Source organism: uncultured Imperialibacter sp., from assembly GCF_963974565.1.
GTDB classification, from domain to species: Bacteria; Bacteroidota; Bacteroidia; order Cytophagales; family Cyclobacteriaceae; genus Imperialibacter; species Imperialibacter roseus.
The window spans coordinates 34,864-52,716 of record NZ_CAXBCJ010000008.1; the positions used below are offsets into that span (position 1 = coordinate 34,864).

A 17,853-nucleotide genomic window follows, 5' to 3' on the forward strand; every position below is an offset into this window, starting at 1 on the left:
AGATAAATTACTTGCTGGCAGCTGCCAACGTCACACTAACTCCCTCGGCTACATCCCTGTATCCTTTTTCAATTAACTTCTCAGTTCCCTGAAGTCCCTTTATCACCTCAGTTTCACTTTTGAAGGTAAGCCCTGTTTCAATATGGATTTTGGTAGCCACAAGGCTGCCGTCCTGATCAGCAACTGTGTAAACAAAGGTTCCTTTGTCGTCTCTCAGGATGATCTTGGTGGGTATAACCAATGCTTTGCTGCTCTTGTAGTCAATCAGTTGAAGCACTGTCACCTGATTGGGCCTTACGGTGAAGTCCAGCTTTGGCAAGCTCACTTCTACTGTGAAAGTTCTGTTCTCGCTGTTGATCACCTGACCAACCGAAAGTACCCTGGCAGTTACCGTTTTGTCCTGAACGGGAAAGTACACCTCCACTGGATCTCCTGCGGTAAACTTCCCAATGAAAACTTCTGAGATATCAGTCTTGATATACATATCGTCTTCGCTAAGCACACGCACCAAAGGCATGCCCGGAGAAGCGATGGAACCGAGTGTGGCCGGAATTTCATCCACTCTTCCGCTAAACGGCGCCCTTATGACTGACTGAGCGAGCTGAGAGTTCAGCGTGGCCAACCTGTCTTCAAGCGACTCCTTACGATTTTTTGCTTCCAGGTACTGCACCTCCGTACCTATCTTTTGCTCCCAAAGCTTCGACTGTCTCTCAAAAAGAGTTTTGGCTAGTTCGAGGCTGGTCTGCACCTCACTGATATTGTTGCGAACAATGTCGGCGTCAAGGGTAAGCAGTACCTGGCCTTTGTTCACCTTTTGGCCTTCGGTTACATGAATTGCCTGTACTTTACCCATTGTTTCAGCACTCATCATCACATTTTTGTGAGAGGCTACCCATCCCCTTACCTCAGTCATATGAAAAAAGTCTTTGGTAGGAACCGGCATAGTAGCCACAAGAATGGCGTTGGTATTCTCCTTACCAAACTCGGGATCCATTTGCGCTATTTCCTTTTCGAGCGTAGTAATCTTAGCTTTCAGCTCCCGAAGCTCGTTGTTGTATTCACTGAGTTCGGATTTTTTTTCTTCAATATCTGAAGGGGCCTCTCCGCATGAAACGCCTGCGAAAAGAACGGCAACTAGTGCCAGCAACTGTAAACTTTTCATGGATGATGTATATGTTTTCATAGTTCGGTTCTCCTTATTCCTTAATTAATAGTCCTTTTGCCTTGTCGAGATCGACCTTGGCCACAATGGCATCGTAAAGTGCACTATAGTAGTTAGTCTGCGCATTTCTAAGGCTGTTTTCTGCGTCGATTACCTCCAGGTTAGAGCCGACTCCCTGCTCGTATTTTATTTTGGTTACCCTGGCAATGCTTTCCGCCAGCTCCATGTTCTCCTCCTGCGAGGCAAGCGACTTTTGCGCATTGTCAAAATTCAGATAAGACTGCTGAATTTCCAGGTCGATCAGGTTTTCCAATGACTTAAAGCCGTTATCCAGCTTTTGTAGTGTGAGCTTCTCCTGCTGAATCTTGTAGGTGCGCTGCAAACCACCAAAAATGGGCACGTTAAGACTCACCCCAAACTGAGAGTAGTCATACCATTTATCGGGACCGACGAGATCTGAATCGTCGATATTTGTGTTGGTTTTGAAAATTCCTCCCACCCCATTTGATTGAGTTGAATAGCCAAGCGTAGCAAAGGCGTTCATAGACGGCAACGCCTCAGCGTAAAGGTTCTTAATATTAAGTTCCTGCAACCGCCTGTTTACTTCCAACACTTTATAGTCTGGCCTGTTTTTGTAGTCCCAGTCGCTCCCGTTAAGTTTTTCGGTAGGATCGAGCTGAACGTCCTGAATGGTGCCAGCCACGTCAATCGGCTGCTCCATCGGATAATTCATCTGAAACTTCAATATGGCCAGCCCCAGTGCATTCATATTGCTGAACTTGTCCCGCTCGGTCACCAGGTTATTGAAGCTTACCTGAATACGATCAACGTCAATTTTTTCAGCGAACCCACTAATATTCAGCGCTCTCGTGTTCCTAAGAAGGCTATCGACCCTGGCAATATTGGCATCAAAAAGCTGCATCCGTTCACGATTGATCAGAACAGCATAGTAAGCCTTTGTTACCTGCTCAACTATCTGCTCTCTGGTTTGCTCGGAAGTTTTTTGAGACAGCTCTTTGTACGTATTTGATGCCTGCAAACCCACTATGTAAGAGCCATTGAAGATCATTTGATTAATTGTGAGACTTGCATTCCCGCTACTTTTTAACTGAAAGAAGTTGGGCGCAGCCAATACGTCGCCATTTTGAGCACCAGGTATTCCTACAGGGAAAAAGCTGAACGCATTTGGATCGTCATTGTAGGTTCCATAAAACCGCTGCAGTTTCTGATTATGGTTAACGGACATGTTACCAGAAATCTGCGGCAACCCTATACCCACCGTCTCCTTTACTTTGGCCACTGCTATTTGCTCGTCAAGCGTAGCATTCTGCGCACTGATAGAATTGGCAAGTGCGTAGTCGATACATTGCTCAAGTGAAAGTGGTCCGTCGGAAGCTACCGTGCCGCCGTTGTCCTGAGCGCTGAGTTGGCCAGCCACCAGAAGCATTGCCACCAAAAAAATCTTCCAACTACTTTTGAGATTCATATGATTGCTTGTTAAAAATTGTGTCATAAAGTTTCCTTCCCTGATCCGTTAAAATCCCTTGTATAAAGTGATAGAATATTTGTTCGCAGACTTCCTTAAATTCATATTTACCTCTTGGATAAGTGTGGGCATCGAAGGCCATTTCTACCTGCTTCATGCGCAGCACAGCCAGTATATTTTCATCGATGTCCTCTCTGAAACTGCCTTCGGCTTTTCCCCGCTTCAAACAATCCACGATATTCTGAGTGAAGACTCGTTCCTTGTACTCCTCAAAAAGTGTCCAGGCTTTGGGGTGATACTTCTGGATGTCGTGCAGCACCGAAGGATGAATGGTCTCTACATTCGTTCTCATGAACTGCGAAATCTTAAATAGCTCATCGATGGAGTTGGACGACTCCTGGTGCATTTTCACAAATTCACGGTACTCTTTTTCACAATGGTGGCCAACCGCCAACGTCACTACCTCGTCTTTATCCTTAAAGAATTGATAGATCGTTTTTTTAGAGATACCCATGTGACGGGACAGATCGTCCATCGTCACACTTCTAACGCCCAAACGGCAAATAAGCTGGTCAGCTTGCTCTATTATATTGTCTCTTACTTCCAAAATATTCTTCTAAACTTTGGAAACTTTCACATTACTCAAAGTTTCCGTTGTCAAAGTAACGGCTAGTTTTTGAAAAGGTTTAGAAAAAAGTGAAAATTAACTTACCGATAATAATAGTCCCTAAAAGTCTTTATTTGAGGCTGTTGGGCCATTTCTTTGCCACTATTGCAAAACCACGGAGGATTGGCGGCGGCATAAATGCTACTGACTAAACTTTCAAACGTTTGCAGGTAAAAAAGTATTAAATTTGGTTTCGTCATCATGAAGCAGGCTCCGGCAAAATATCTTAACTATAAAAAATATGGGACAGGCACGAAATTCCTTTTGGCATTTCATGGCTTTGGACAAACTGAGCTGGCCTTCCAATTGTTCGAAACCTCACTGGGAATAGACTATACGATCATTTCCATTGATCTCTTCTTCCATGGAAAAAGCCGATGGCCGGTCGATGAGCTCCCAGTGCCGACCGAGTCGTGGCACGATTTGCTTCTGGATATCCTGAAAGCGGAACAAATAGATAAATTCAGCGTGATGGGATACAGCCTCGGTGGTAAACTGGCGTTAACTACGGCCATGTTGTTTCCTCAGCGGGTGCAAAGAATCATTTTAGCTGCACCAGACGGCATCTACCTTAACCCCTGGTACAAAGTTGCGACTGGCACCTGGGTAATGAGGGCCATCTTTCATTATCTAAACGACCACCCTGCTCTTCTTATCCGCCTGATCTCCTTTTTTAGCCGCACCAGGTTGGTGTCTGGGCGGTTGGCAAAGTTTGCTATCTCGCAGGTGGCTGATCACAACAACGGTAACAGCATTTACCACGCCTGGGTGGGCTTCAGGCATTTTACTCAAAACATAGACAAGGTGCTTCAAACTGTCAACCAAAATAACATACAAGTAACGATGGTGGCTGGAAAATATGATACGGTTATCCCCTATGGCAAACTTCATGCTTTTGAAAAAAAGTGCGGCTCATCAGACTTTGTATTGATCAAAACCGGCCACAATTCCCTCCTAAAGAAATTTCACGAATCGCTCTTAGAAAACGTCCGTCCACACTCTGGATAAGGCAACGGATCCCGGAGACGATCATTCCCAACGGCTAAATTCAATTTCTCTGTACCAGGCCTTCTAAAATTACCTTTTTTAGAAGTCGACTATTTCTTTTTGTTTTAACTTTGGGCTTCAAAAATCCCATACCCAAGCGACCTCATGATTCTCTTTTTCCAGAAAGACGCTAGTACATTTTATATCCTTCAAGTTGCGACCTCTGCCAACGGCCTGACCAGAGAAAAGCTTACCTGGCTTTTCAGTGGCGGGAAGTTTGTGGACGGTCCGTCAGTTGAGGGGCCATTCATTGGGCCACGGAAAGAGATGATTACGCCATGGAGCACCAATGCCGTGGAGATCACCCAGAACATGGGCATCAGTGGGGTGGTGAGGATTGAGGAGTTTGTTAGAAAAGAAGCCTATCCGGGTGAATTTGACCCGATGCTGAAAGCAGTGTACCAGATAATTGATCAGGATGTTTTCACCGTCTCCCATGTGCCCGATGCTATTGTAGAGATCGACAATATTAAGGCTTACAGCGAGAAAGAGGGGCTTGCACTCAGCCAGGAAGAAATCGACTACCTGGAATCAGTGAGCAAGTCGCTGGGGCGCAAACTTACCGACAGCGAAGTGTTTGGCTTCTCTCAGGTGAATTCGGAGCACTGCCGCCACAAGATATTCAATGGCACTTTTATCATCGATGGCAAGGAGAAACCAGATACACTTTTTCAGCTAATCAAAAAGACATCGAAAGCCAATCCCGGCTTTCTTGTTTCCGCCTACAAAGACAACGTGGCCTTTATTGAAGGGCCCAGTATCGAGCAGTTTGCCCCTACCCGGCAGGATCAGCCTGACTACTTTGAGGCCAAAACCAGAAAGAGCGTGCTTTCTCTCAAAGCAGAAACTCACAACTTCCCCACCACCGTGGAGCCATTTAACGGTGCTGCTACCGGCAGTGGAGGAGAAATCAGAGACAGGATGGCGGGCGGCCAGGGAAGCTTCCCACTGGCAGGAACGGCTGTGTACATGACCTCCTACTCCAGGCTGTCGAGCAACCGGCCCTGGGAAAACCACAGCCCTGAGAGACCGTGGCTTTATCAAACACCTTCTCAAATACTCATCAAAGCTTCCAACGGTGCCAGCGACTATGGTAATAAATTCGGGCAGCCACTTATCACCGGAAGCCTCCTGACCTTCGAGCACGAAGAGAATGGCAAGGCTCATGGCTTCGACAAAGTGATTATGCAAGCGGGTGGTGTTGGATTTGGCATCAGGGATCATAGTCAAAAGAAGAGTGTAGAAAAAGGAGATAAGATTGTGGTGCTGGGCGGCGACAATTATCGCATTGGCATGGGTGGCGGAGCCGTGTCGTCTGTGGCCACCGGCGAATTTGGTAACTCCATCGAGCTAAATGCTGTGCAGCGCTCCAACCCCGAAATGCAGAAGCGGGTAGCCAACACCATCAGAGCCCTTGCCGAGCTCGACGAAAACCCGATTTCATCGGTGCACGACCACGGAGCGGGCGGGCATCTCAACTGTTTGTCAGAGCTGGTAGAAGAAACCGGAGGAAAGTTTGAGATCAGCAAGTTTCCTGTTGGTGACCCAACCCTTTCTGATAAAGAAATCATCAGCAACGAGTCGCAGGAGCGCATGGGGCTTGCACTTCATGAAAAGCATCTCGACTACCTGCGCAAGGTGGCTGACAGAGAGCGTTCGCCCATGTACGTTGTGGGTGAAGCAAGCGGCGACCACAAATTGACCTTCACGAACAAAGAAGGTAAGAAGCCTGTGGATTTTGAGCTGACTCATCTTTTCGGCTCATCTCCTAAGACCATTCTGGAAGACAAGGAAGAGAAATCCAGCTTCCAGCCAATTCAAACTTCCGCAACTAAGGTGGAAGAATACCTGCTGAAGGTATTGAAAATGGAAGCAGTGGCTTCCAAAGACTGGCTTACCAACAAAGTAGACCGCTGCGTTACCGGCAAGGTGGCCAAGCAGCAGACCTGTGGAGAGCTGCAAATTCCTCTCAACAACCTCGGCATCATGGCACTCGACTTTGGCAGCAACAAGGGAGTTGGTACCTCCATCGGCCATGCCCCGGTGCCAGCGCTCATCGACGAAAAGGCTGGCTCCAGGCTGGCCATTGCTGAAAGCTTGACCAACCTGGTTTGGGCTCCACTGGAAGGGGGCATCAAGGGCGTTTCGCTCAGCGCCAACTGGATGTGGCCTGCAAAAAATAAGGGAGAAAACGCCAGGCTGTACAATGCCGTGCAGGCAGTTAGTGATTACGCCTGTGCACTGGGCGTAAACATCCCGACAGGTAAAGACTCCCTGTCGATGACGCAGAAGTACCCAGGCAAAACGGTTTACTCTCCCGGCACTGTCATTATTTCCGCTGTAGGGCAGGTAACTGATATCAGGAAGACAATTGAACCGGTAGCCAAAGTCGTTGACGGCAGCAAATTGCTCTACCTCAACCTTGGCAGCAAAGGTTTCGAACTGGGCGGCAGCACACTCGGGCAGGTATTGAACAAGCTGGGTGACTCCACTCCAGACGCCGCTGAGGCCGACTATTTTGTTAAAGTATTTAGCCTGATGCAGTTGCTCATCAGCGAAGGGCTTATCATTGCCGGTCACGATGTTTCGTCTGGTGGCCTTGTCACCACGCTTTTAGAAATGTGCTTCCCTTCTGCATCAGTGGGGATGAAGGTGAATTTGGATGGCTTGAATGAGCCTGATGCTATTAAAGTACTGTTCAGTGAAAACCCTGGCCTGGTGGTTCAAACAACTGATGCAGCAAGGCTTGACACCATTTTCACCGAAACAGGCATCACCTGCAGCGTTATTGGAGAAGTAACCTCAAAGCCCAGCGTAGAAATTAAACTGGGAAGTGATAGCTGGACGTTTGACGTAGCCCAAATGCGCAAAGAGTGGGCAGAAACCTCCTGGCTTTTGGATAAAAAACAAACCAAAGAGGGCTTTGCTGACACACGCTATAATAACCTTGGCAAGCAGCCACTAAAAATCAAGCTCCCTGCACAATTCAGTGGCAAACTTGCTGATTATGGCCTTTCATTTACCAGACCAAAGACAACCGGCATAAAAGCGGCCATCATCAGAGAGCAAGGCAACAACAGTGACCGTGAAATGGCCTACTGCATGTGGCTGGCTGGCTTCGATGTGAAGGACGTACATATGACTGACCTTATCAGCGGCAGGGAAGATTTGTCAGAAGTCAACTTGATTGTGTTTGTGGGCGGCTTCTCCAACTCGGATGTGCTGGGCTCGGCAAAAGGCTGGGCGGGTTCCTTCCTTTACAACGACAAGGCTAAAAAAGCGCTGGATAATTTCTACGCAAGAGAAGACACCCTCAGCCTGGGCGTGTGTAACGGTTGTCAGCTGGCCATGGAGCTAGGGCTGATCTACCCTGAAAAGAACGACCACCCAAAGATGCATCACAACACTTCAGGCAAGTTTGAGTGCACCTTTACAGATGTTGAAATTCTAGAGAACAACTCCGTGATGTTTGGCTCACTTGCTGGCAGCAGACTAGGGATCTGGTCAGCGCACGGTGAAGGTCAGTTTGTATTTGCAGAACCGGAGAAGATCAATATTGCTGCTAAGTTTGCTTACTCTTCTTACCCGGCCAACCCCAACGGGTCGCAGTTCGACACTGCCTGCGTGGTAAGCCACAACGGGCGCCATGCGGCCATCATGCCTCACCTGGAAAGGTCGATGTTTCCTTGGAACTGGGGCTACTATCCCGACGGACGAAAATCAGATGAGGTAACGCCATGGATGGAGGCCTTTGTAAATGCGAGGAAGTGGGTGGAAGAGATGATTGTAAAGGACTAGGTAATTTTTCCCGATCTTTACTAGATGCATATCTTACAACTGATAAAACGAAATCAGGAGGGGTTTATCAAACTTTGTGTCAAATACAAGGTGGATAAACTATATGCATTTGGTTCTTCGGTAACAGATCAGTTTGATAAAGCCAAAAGCGATATTGATCTCGTTATAAAAATGAATATCACAGATCCGATGGAGTACGGGGAAGCTTTGATGTCATTTTGGGATGAAATTGAAAGCTTTTTCGGTAAAAAAGTGGACCTATTGACAGATGAATCAATAAAAAATCCCTACCTCAGAAAAAGTATCGAAGCCACCAAGAAGTTGATTTATGACGGACAAAGAGCGGAAGTATCTGTCTGATATCCTAAGTTCAATTCGGCTGGTATATTCCTTCACAGAAAAAATAAATTCCTTTGACGAATACAGCACGAGCTATATGGTTAAAAGTGCTGTAGAAGGTCAGCTCGGCATAATTGGAGAGGCTGTTAATCTTTTCATCAAAAACTCGGATGATTCTCCTCCACTGAATAACGCAAAACAAATAATAAGCCTTCGTAATAGACTGGTTCATTCATACGACAACATTGACGATAGAATCATTTGGAATATTATTCGCAGACACCTGTCTCCACTGGAAGATGAAGTCGTCCAGCTCCTGAGTGAAGCATAAATCTTGCTATACCGTCAAATCAGCTCCACTCCAAAAAACTTCTGCAACACAGTAAGCAGGAACATAGCTCCCAGCACTACGGGGCAAACGTAGACTATCATCAAGTTGAAGAACTTTTCAATGAACGATCCCCTGTAGGAAGGGTTTCCATGGCTTATTTCTTCGCTAAGTCCGGCAGTTTTCCATTTGGAGGATATGAAAACACTCAAAAGGAACCCACCAAGTGGTAGGCTAATGACAAAAAAGAGATCCTGCACCACGTCCATAAAGGATTTAACCCCACCCTCATAGCTAACGAATTCGGTAAAAGCTCCTACAGCGCCAAACCCGAGCATACTTGGGAGGCCAATAAGAAATATCAATAGCGCCATCACAGAAACCGCCTTTTTCCTTGACCATTTCTTCTCGTCCACCAGAAAGGCAACCGGTACTTCCAAAAGAGATATGGTAGAAGTCAGCGCTGCAAAGCAAAGCAGCAGAAAAAACCCGCCACCAACAATTTTGCCGATAAGTGGCCCCATTGTCTGAAAAACTCCAAGCAGTGCTACAAACACAAGCCCGGGGCCTTCAGCAGGCGACTGTCCTTGTGAGAACACCAAGGGAAATATCATCAGGCCAGCCAGAAAAGCGACTGCTGTATCGGCAATGGTCACAAGAATTGCAGAATTGACAATATTGTCATTCCTGCTGATGTAGGATCCGTACGTGATCAGCGCTCCCATTCCCAGGCTGAGAGAGAAGAAAGCCTGCCCCAAAGCGGTGTAAATCGTTCGGCCATTGATCAGGCTAAAGTCAGGTAGCAGATAGAAACTAACCCCGTCCATGGCGTTAGGCAGTGTCAATCCGTAAATGATAATGAAAATCAGAATAAGGAAGAGTGTAGGCATCAGCACTTTGGAAGTGCCCTCTATCCCCTTCTGCACCCCTCTGTAAACGATATAAGCTGTGATCACCATAAAGGCGATGCTGAAGAACAAATTGTCTCTGAAGTCGGCCACGTAGGCCGAAAAGAAACCACTGTAGTCTTGCTCATTCAACAGATTCCCGAAGCTTAGTTCGAGGAAGTAGCCAAATGCCCAGCCTGCCACTACGTTGTAAAATGACAGAATCATCACGCCACATATGATCCCAAACAGGCCCACGTAGGCCCATGACTTACCTCCCAGCTTTTTGTACGCCCCGTAAGGGTTCGATTGTGCCTTTCTTCCGACAGCGATCTCCCCCACCATTATCGGCAGGCCGATGAGAAAAATCCATCCAATATATACGAGCAAAAAAGCTGCGCCGCCATTTTGCCCGGTGACATAGGGGAACTGCCATATATTACCCAAGCCAACAGCTGAACCAGCTGCGGCTGCAATGAATCCAAGTTTATTAGAAAATCCTCCCCTGGCCGCCATCTATTGTTTTTTGTGTTCCAATAAAAAAATCAGGCCGGAAGATAGGCCCATATTAAGTTTTAATCAAAACAAACTTGCTAAACGGGCATTTTAATGACCCTCTCATGCTGTGTTCGCAATGCACCCTGTTGAATTATTCCCGTCATACCTTTACACTACTTTAAGCCACTCATTTGAGTAACTTTATGTCCAAATATAGCCTAAAACCATGTCGACATTCATCAGCGATACATCAGGTAAGGAGTTTCCCATCAGCGACAGAGTAGCTGGAAATTCCATCCGAAAAAAAATCCTGGACTTAATCAGGTCTGATCATCCAAAATTCTCCGATGACTCTTTTCTGGCATTACAGGAGCTCAATTTTTACCGGGAGAAATACATATCCAATTGCCTGCTAACCGAGCTCGACGAGCTTTCTGATCTTGAAAGCAATGTTTTGGAGACATTGAAAGACCAAACCACCATTACTGATAAAGTGGAAGATGATGCAGTTCAAAGCACTTTTGGCCAGCGGATAGCAGATCATGTGGCGAGTTTCGGGGGCTCATGGACCTTCATCATATCGTTTGGCATATTTCTATTTATCTGGATCGTTTTTAACTTTTACTGGCTCTCTAACAAAGGGTTTGATCCGTATCCGTTCATCCTGCTTAACCTTATCCTCTCCTGCCTTGCTGCCATGCAGGCACCGGTGATCATGATGAGTCAAAACAGGCAGGAGCAGAAAGACAGAGAAAGGGCCAAAAAAGATTATATGATCAACCTAAAGTCGGAACTGGAAATCAGGATGCTGCACGAAAAAATCGATCACCTGATTCTTCATCAGCAGCAAGAGCTCATTGAAATTCAAAAAGTTCAGATTGACATGATGAATGATATTCTTACCAGAATAGACAAATAAAAAACGAGGCCTCCCGACCTCGTTTCATCTATCTCATGGTTCGTATTCGCTATTCCCAGAAGAAGCCGCCCTCGAAGGAGCTGTAGGCCGTACCACCAGCATCTGGCGGTGTTGACGCAGCATCAAAGGTATCAAGATAGGGCACCCAGTTCGCCCCTGATTTCGACAACAGCTTGAATTTTACAACAAAACTATCGCCACTATTGACAATTGGAACCATACCTCCTATGCTGGCAGGCATACCCAGGGTCGCCGGGTCAACCACGCCTCTCGGCGTCACTCCATCGCCGTCAAAAATTGACATTTCCATTCGTGTTTCATTCGGCTGAAAAGATCCATTGAACAACGGTATCTGGGTCAATCCCTGCCAAACAAGCACCCCGTTGCCCCTGTTCGATTCGGCCTCAACAAAGTCAAGTGTCTCATTTAACACAAGGTCATCATATCCATCTCCATCCATCGATGCCTTGATGCCACCTATGACCGGGCTCCAGTAAATTGCGTTATTATTTGCGAGCGCTATGTCTGAAAACGTCCAAACTAGTTCCCCGAACGGAAATCCACGCTCATCCTCAAACGACTGCTCAAAACTGGCCCCAATCGTTTCGGGGGTGGCGGGTCCGTTGAGTACCTCTACTTCAGCAGGAGTAATGTCGACTACATCGACACCGTCGTCGATATTGATATTGATTACGATTTTACCGTCGTCGAGGTGGGCATCTGCATTAATTCTGTAGTGTGTTCTTGGTAGCGGATTATCAATAGTTGCTGTAAGTGTTCTATCAATCGTCGTTCCATCGAACACCTTGAAATAAGTCATCGAAATTTCGATGAAAATAGGGTTGTTGGCTCTGAAGTAGCCTTCCAGCTCCTCGGAGTCGCCATAGTCAAGCTGCTCCCCAGTGTTGTTATAGGTAACAACCATTCCGTAAGTGTCAAAATCCATTTTGATGTCGTCTGAATAAACCACTGACACCTTGTAATTAGCCAACGTTACAGTAAGGGGGATTTCCTTGATCTCTTCCTTATCAATTGTGAAATTGTCGGATCTTCCAAAATAATAAGGATTATTGAACGCTGCGTCCACCAGGTTATTGGAGTGTGCTTCGATGTAATACTCACCTGTCTCCAACTCAATCTCTTCCGGTGCGCTCGACCAGGGATCGAAAACTATCACCTCAGAGTCGTCAGTAGCGTCGAAAATAGTGACGACGTAATCGCCCAAATCTACTACTTCTGCTACCCTACCCGAAGTAGGGAATTCGTCAATGGCTAGTGCGAGGCTAAGCTTAAGCACCCCCTTGTCAGCCAATGGCTCTGTTGGATCCTCATTCTTGTTACAAGACAGAAGGCATGACACAGACAGAACCATTAAGAATAATTGTGAAATTCTTCTCATGATTAGTATTGTTTTGATGGTAAAAAAATGCTCTTGAGTTGGCTAACCTTACTGTAAGGTACATTATTCTTGTAACTAAATCAATTTCAAGTCATTAGATATCAGAAAATACCAAAAAGTAAGTACTTCGGCGGCTGCATTTGAGAGCGTGAACGATACATGTAGCGATACATATTACCAGTTAATATGGATGCTCACTATCCGATATTGGAGAGAGTGGCAGGTTGAATGACAATGCAGGGCAGGGCTGTCCGTGCGGTCAGCCGGCTCTTGTGCTGGGCGCATTCAGACGAAAAAGAGAAAGTGTTACGGACTTTCGTACAATATTTTTATTACCTGCTATTGTAAACCAAAAGATAGTTTCTACTTTTGTACCTCCAAAATCGGATTGACCGATGGTGTAACGGTAGCACAACAGATTTTGGTTCTGTTTGTCAAGGTTCGAATCCTTGTCGGTCAACTTTCAAAAGTCCCGGTGAAAGCCGGGATTCTTACTTTCTGGAGTGCTCTATTTTGATGGAACCAATTGAATCATCTGTAAAGATTTTTCCTGGAACGGGATCGTTAGACCTGGCGAAGAAAATTGCCGAGGCTTATGGGAAACCTCTTGGAAACTATTCTTCGCAGCGCTTCAGTGATGGCGAACTTTCCTACAGCTTCAACGAGTCCATCAGAGGCTGCGACGTTTTCCTGATTCAATCTACCTGCCCACCTGCCGACAACCTTATGGAGCTTTTGCTCATGATAGATGCGGCAAGAAGGGCCAGTGCCAAGTATGTCACAATAGTGGTGCCCTACTTTGGTTACGCACGCCAGGACAGAAAAGACAGGCCAAGAGTTTCCATTGCAGCAAAACTGGTAGCCAATGTAATGCAGTCAGCAGGTGCTGACCGTCTGATGGCTATGGACTTGCATGCGGGACAGATTCAGGGCTTTTTTGACATCCCCGTTGATCACCTTGATGGAACGGCTATTTTTGTTCCGTACCTTCAATCACTCAATCTTGAAGCACTGACGTTTGCTTCTCCTGATGTTGGAGGCGTAGCAAGAACACGGACGTTCGCAAAGCATTTCTCAGCCGATATGGTTATCTGCGATAAACACCGCAAGCGTGCCAACGAAATTGCCTCCATGCAGGTGATTGGAGATGTGACCGACAGAGACGTAGTGCTTATCGATGACCTTATCGACACCGGCGGCACACTTTGCAGGGCGGCACAGCTTATTAAGGAGAAGGGAGCTAGAACGGTAAGAGCAATATGTACGCATCCAGTACTATCGGGCAATGCTTACGCCAATATCAACAGCTCAGTGCTCGAAGAACTTGTTGTGACTGACACTCTGCCCCTTAAACAGCAATCATCGAAAATAAAGGTGCTTTCGGTGGCTGACCTATTTGCCAAGGCCATCAACAATGTTCATAGCCACGGCTCCATTAGTTCGCTATTTATCAATAATTAATATACATCATTATGAAAACAGTAGAGATTATAGGGTTTAAAAGAGCAAATCTCGGTAAAAAGGAGTCCAAAGACCTTAGGGCGGCGGGCAGTGTTCCATGTGTCATCTACGGAGGAAAAAGCCAGGTACATTTTCATGCGCCTATGATTCTTTTCAGAGACCTTGTTTACACACCAAATGCTGCTTTTGTTCATCTGAATATTGAAGGACAAGAGTTCAAAGCAATCTTGCAAGACATTCAGTTCCATCCGGTAAACGAGATGATTCTGCATGCTGACTTCCTTGAATTGAATGAAAACTCACCAGTAAAACTTGACATCCCTGTTAAGTTCCTGGGTGTAGCTCCCGGAGTTCAAAAGGGTGGTAAGTTGGTTTCTAAGATGCGTAAACTTACTGTGAAGGCACTTCCTTCTGAAATGCCCGAATTCATTGAGGTAGACATCAGCAAACTGGAACTTGGCAAAACAGTGAAGGTGGGAGAGCTTGGAGAGGCTAAATACAACATCTTGAATAGCCCCCTTGTTTCTATCGCATCAGTGGAAGTTCCTAGAGCGCTTAAAGGCAAAGGCGCTGATGGAGAAGAGGAAGAAGAAGCGGTATAAAAAATATTCAAATGCCATCAATGTGAAAATCCTGCCTGTTAAGGCGGGATTTTCTATTTTGGAGGCGGCAGACAAACGATTAACGCAATGAAATACCTAATAGCAGGACTAGGCAACATCGGGCCTGAATACGAGCTCACACGGCACAACATTGGCTTTCTGGTCTTGGATCGACTTGCTCAGGCAGAGTCTGCCAGCTTCACCTTCAACAAGCAAGCCTACACGGCTGAAATCAAACATAAGGGCCGAACCCTGCACCTCATTAAGCCGACTACTTATATGAACCTCAGCGGCAAAGCAGTGGCCTATTGGATGCAGCAATTGAAAGTTCCCAGAGAAAACATCCTTGTTATCACCGATGACATTGCGCTTCCCTTTGGCAAGTTGCGGATGAAGCCCAAGGGCTCAAGCGCTGGTCACAATGGACTTAAAAACATTGAGGCAACACTTGGCGGCCAGGACTACGCAAGGCTTCGTTTTGGCATTGGCGATAACTACTCAAAGGGCCATCAGGTGGAGTACGTTCTAAATAATTTTTCCAGGGAAGAAATGGCCCTCCTACCTGAAAGAATGGACAAATCCATCGATATGATCCTCTCATTTGCAGCAATAGGAATCGAAAGAACTATGAATTTTTTCAATGAATAATTGACTATTCAAAACTTTATATTTCTTTGCATAAAATTATAGTGTTATGAATTAGGTATGATTCATCCTCACACTGAACTCCGACTGGTAAATGAGACCGTAGGCTACGGTGTATTTGCCACAGAATTTATCCCTGAAGGTACAATTACGTACATCAGGGATAGTCTGGAACTTGAAATCACCCCCGAAACATTCGAAAAATGTGTCCCGCTACTTCAAGAGAAGATCGAAAGGTATTCTTACATAGATCAGCGAGGCGTTAGGGTGGTGAGCTGGGACCTTGCCAAGTATGTAAATCACTGTTGCCAATGCAACACGATGAGCACTGGTTATGGTTTTGAAATTGCAATCCGGGATATTTTTCCCGGTGAACAGATCACCGATGAATACGGTATTTTTAACATGACAGAGAGAATCAGCCTGTTGTGTGACAAGCCGGGTTGCCGTGGATCGGTTAGTGCCGATGACTTTGACGCCTACTACCCAAAGTGGGATGAGACGCTGAAACAGTCCTTAGCAAAATTAAAACAAGTGCAGCAACCGCTGATGCCGTTAATGGAGGAAGAAACCGTTGAGCAGTTGGAGAGTTACTTTAACAACCCTGCCAACTACCTGTCGGTCTATTCTTTAAAACTTGAAAAGGAGACAGTTAAGGTTAGATAACCCCTCAACCTCCTGCGGAATTAAATAAGAAAAGCCCCATAATGGGGCTTTTCTTATTTAATAGAATTCAAATCTTCCTGTGAATTAAAGGGATCTAACGGCGTCTGCGTAGTTCCTAAATTCAAGATCTGTAAGTGCTTTTTCTTTCAGTGAAGAATCTTCTGCAATCGCTGATTTCAAGCCGTTTGTTACTTCTGTTGCATTTGAAGTACGGGCACCTACAATCGCAAGGCCGTAGAACGCTTTCGCATAAGAGCTATCTTTATCAGTAGCATCTTTGAAGGCAGTCTTAGCGTTTGAGAATTCTTTCTTAAGTACAAGAGCAAGACCTCTGTTGAAAGATACCTCTGCAGTATTGTCAGCTCCAGCGAAAGACATCAATGCCTTATCGTACTGAGCAGTTTTTACCTCAAGAGTTCCTTTCAAAGTGTTAAGCTTTCTCAAAGCATCACCTGTTGCACCAGAAACGGTTCCTGCTACGTCATATGCTTTAGTGTTGTCACCCTGTAGCATATAAACTGTTGCCATGTTTACCAGTACTTCGGCAGTGTTCGCTTTTTGTTTGTTGGCAATTTCCAATTGAGTAAGCGCCAAGTCAACATTCTTCTTCACATCAGCACCGCTAGCTGCAGCAGCCATTTGAAGATAAACAGCTCCAAGGTTGTTGTGTGCTACCCAAGTATCCTGCTTCTTAATAGCCGCTTTGTAAATAGCTTCTTTCTCAGTAAGAGATGGAGTAAGTGTTGCACCAAAAAGCAACTCAGCATTTGAAAGAGAATCGGCAGAAATTGAGCCTTCACCAATTTGCTTAGCTAAAACGGCAATTTCAGGATTAGGGCGCTTAACTTTAACAGTCAAGACTTCAGTTTTTGCGGTACGCAATACTGGATAGATTTTGTCAAACACTTTCTTGTAACCTGAAAGCTTCTGCAACGCCTTTTCTTTTTCTTCGAAAGAACCTGTTCCGTTTACTACAGCAAGCATGGCAGTTTTTTCATCAGAGCTTACACCATCAAAGCCATTTAGCATGGTTTTGAATTGTGTCCAGTCCTGAACTACTGGCTTCAATACAAATTTGATCTGATCAGCCATTCCTTTGTAATCGTATTTGGCCATCATGTCTCTGTACCACTTTTCAATCGCCTCGGCACGATCCTGAGATAGGTCAGAGTTGATTGTTTCAGTACCTTCTGGTGAGTGAGTACCTGTGATAGTTACAGTACGAGTTACGTTCTTATCGGCAACGAAAGCAGTGAAACCTTTACCACGGTCACTGTTTTTCTCTGAAGTTCTAAGAACTGAACGACCTTGTTCGAAAAAGAATTCAACGTTTGTTGGTTCTAATTCTTCTTTGTCGTTGTATCCGTGGTCAGCATAAGAAGCAGCTACAATGTCTTCTACCATCAAAGATGTGGTGATGACACCTTCAGCTACTTTCATTTTTTCAGTAGTCTTGTTTTTTGCTCCTTTGGCAGCAACACCCTGAATCATTACATCACCCTTCGCCATTGCTGGGTCGTAGGCAAATGAGAATGTTTGGCTTTTTCTGGATGTTGTAGAACTGCTATTAGGAAAATCACCTGCTTTGAATTCAACTGTGCCTAACTCGGCTTCGTTGGTTCCATACTGATAGAAGGTTTTTAGGCTGTAAGAAGTACCGCCTGGGAGCATTTTTGGAGGAAGGATAGCGGACATCTCAAATTCCACTTTGTCAGCATGAAGCTCTAAAGGATTCGGGGTCACTTCCAACTGCTGGTCATTGGCAAGTTTTATCATCTTGTTTAGCGCACAACCTGACATCAGGAGTGATCCAAACAATATGCCGAAAGCAAGTCTCGTTTTTTTCATTTGAATAATGTTTTGAATGATTATGAATTCCGACGTAAAACTATTGTTATAATGGTTCTATTGCAATTATACGGAAAATAATTTTGCTTTATTCAACCGTT

General features: G+C 45.6%; 15 protein-coding genes and 1 tRNA gene. 10 read left to right on the forward strand and 6 right to left on the reverse strand.

Features of this window, described 5'->3' with window-relative positions; genetic code table 11:
- Positions 1-7: 7 nt before the first annotated feature.
- From AAC052_RS12635 to AAC052_RS12645, 3 genes are read right to left on the reverse strand one after another with little or no spacing between them, the layout of a single operon-like run.
- Positions 8-1,162 (reverse strand): efflux RND transporter periplasmic adaptor subunit, encoded by a 1,155-nt coding sequence (locus AAC052_RS12635; protein WP_317487794.1) that lies wholly within the window; start codon positions 1,160-1,162, stop codon positions 8-10.
- Between the two features lie 34 nt (positions 1,163-1,196).
- On the reverse strand, positions 1,197-2,648 hold the full coding sequence (locus AAC052_RS12640) for a TolC family protein (RefSeq protein ID WP_339813718.1): 1,452 nt from the start codon (positions 2,646-2,648) through the stop codon (positions 1,197-1,199).
- Positions 2,632-3,255, reverse strand: a complete 624-nt coding sequence (locus AAC052_RS12645; RefSeq protein ID WP_317487796.1) for a TetR/AcrR family transcriptional regulator — start codon at positions 3,253-3,255, stop codon at positions 2,632-2,634. Before AAC052_RS12645 ends, AAC052_RS12640 begins: the two co-directional genes overlap by 17 nt.
- Positions 3,256-3,516: 261 nt before the next feature.
- On the opposite strand from AAC052_RS12645, the gene AAC052_RS12650 reads away from it, so the two are divergent.
- The 4 genes from AAC052_RS12650 to AAC052_RS12665 all read left to right on the forward strand — a co-directional run bounded on the left by AAC052_RS12650 (position 3,517) and on the right by AAC052_RS12665 (position 8,830).
- Positions 3,517-4,323 (forward strand): alpha/beta fold hydrolase, encoded by an 807-nt coding sequence (locus tag AAC052_RS12650; protein ID WP_339813719.1) that lies wholly within the window; start codon positions 3,517-3,519, stop codon positions 4,321-4,323.
- 144 nt (positions 4,324-4,467) lie between these two features.
- The gene (purL, locus tag AAC052_RS12655) at positions 4,468-8,160 is read left to right on the forward strand and encodes a phosphoribosylformylglycinamidine synthase (RefSeq protein ID WP_339813720.1); all 3,693 of its coding nucleotides are present in this window, start codon (positions 4,468-4,470) and stop codon (positions 8,158-8,160) included.
- 24 nt (positions 8,161-8,184) lie between these two features.
- Positions 8,185-8,520: a nucleotidyltransferase domain-containing protein gene (locus AAC052_RS12660; RefSeq protein WP_339813722.1), complete on the forward strand. Its 336-nt coding sequence runs from the start codon at positions 8,185-8,187 to the stop codon at positions 8,518-8,520.
- Positions 8,489-8,830 (forward strand): HepT-like ribonuclease domain-containing protein, encoded by a 342-nt coding sequence (locus AAC052_RS12665; RefSeq protein WP_339813723.1) that lies wholly within the window; start codon positions 8,489-8,491, stop codon positions 8,828-8,830. Before AAC052_RS12660 ends, AAC052_RS12665 begins: the two co-directional genes overlap by 32 nt.
- A gap of 14 nt (positions 8,831-8,844) precedes the next feature.
- Here the strand turns inward: AAC052_RS12665 and AAC052_RS12670 are convergent, their stop codons facing one another.
- A complete protein-coding gene (locus AAC052_RS12670) occupies positions 8,845-10,230 on the reverse strand; it encodes a sodium-dependent transporter (RefSeq protein ID WP_317487801.1) in 1,386 nt (461 codons plus the stop codon).
- Positions 10,231-10,438: 208 nt separating this feature from the next.
- Here AAC052_RS12670 and AAC052_RS12675 point away from each other — a divergent pair, with 208 nt between their 5' ends.
- On the forward strand, positions 10,439-11,131 hold the full coding sequence (locus AAC052_RS12675) for a DUF1003 domain-containing protein (protein WP_317487802.1): 693 nt from the start codon (positions 10,439-10,441) through the stop codon (positions 11,129-11,131).
- Positions 11,132-11,180: 49 nt separating this feature from the next.
- Here AAC052_RS12675 and AAC052_RS12680 read toward each other — a convergent pair whose 3' ends face one another.
- Positions 11,181-12,530: a DUF4493 domain-containing protein gene (locus AAC052_RS12680; protein WP_339813727.1), complete on the reverse strand. Its 1,350-nt coding sequence runs from the start codon at positions 12,528-12,530 to the stop codon at positions 11,181-11,183.
- Between the two features lie 389 nt (positions 12,531-12,919).
- Between AAC052_RS12680 and AAC052_RS12685 the strand changes: the two genes are divergently transcribed.
- The 5 genes from AAC052_RS12685 (at position 12,920) to AAC052_RS12705 (ending at position 15,904) form a co-directional block, all read left to right on the forward strand.
- Positions 12,920-12,990, forward strand: a tRNA-Gln gene (locus tag AAC052_RS12685).
- A 56-nt stretch (positions 12,991-13,046) separates the two neighbouring features.
- Complete coding sequence (locus tag AAC052_RS12690) at positions 13,047-13,991, forward strand: ribose-phosphate pyrophosphokinase (protein ID WP_339813728.1); 945 nt, start codon at positions 13,047-13,049, stop codon at positions 13,989-13,991.
- A gap of 11 nt (positions 13,992-14,002) precedes the next feature.
- Entirely contained in the window at positions 14,003-14,593 is a 591-nt protein-coding gene (locus tag AAC052_RS12695; protein WP_339813729.1) for a 50S ribosomal protein L25/general stress protein Ctc, read from the forward strand.
- 87 nt (positions 14,594-14,680) lie between these two features.
- The gene (gene pth / locus AAC052_RS12700) at positions 14,681-15,241 is read left to right on the forward strand and encodes an aminoacyl-tRNA hydrolase (RefSeq protein WP_339813731.1); all 561 of its coding nucleotides are present in this window, start codon (positions 14,681-14,683) and stop codon (positions 15,239-15,241) included.
- 57 nt (positions 15,242-15,298) lie between these two features.
- On the forward strand, positions 15,299-15,904 hold the full coding sequence (locus AAC052_RS12705) for an SET domain-containing protein (protein ID WP_339813732.1): 606 nt from the start codon (positions 15,299-15,301) through the stop codon (positions 15,902-15,904).
- A gap of 84 nt (positions 15,905-15,988) precedes the next feature.
- Here the strand turns inward: AAC052_RS12705 and AAC052_RS12710 are convergent, their stop codons facing one another.
- Positions 15,989-17,752, reverse strand: coding sequence for a hypothetical protein (locus tag AAC052_RS12710; protein WP_339813733.1), 1,764 nt, complete (start codon positions 17,750-17,752; stop codon positions 15,989-15,991).
- Positions 17,753-17,853 lie beyond the last annotated feature (101 nt).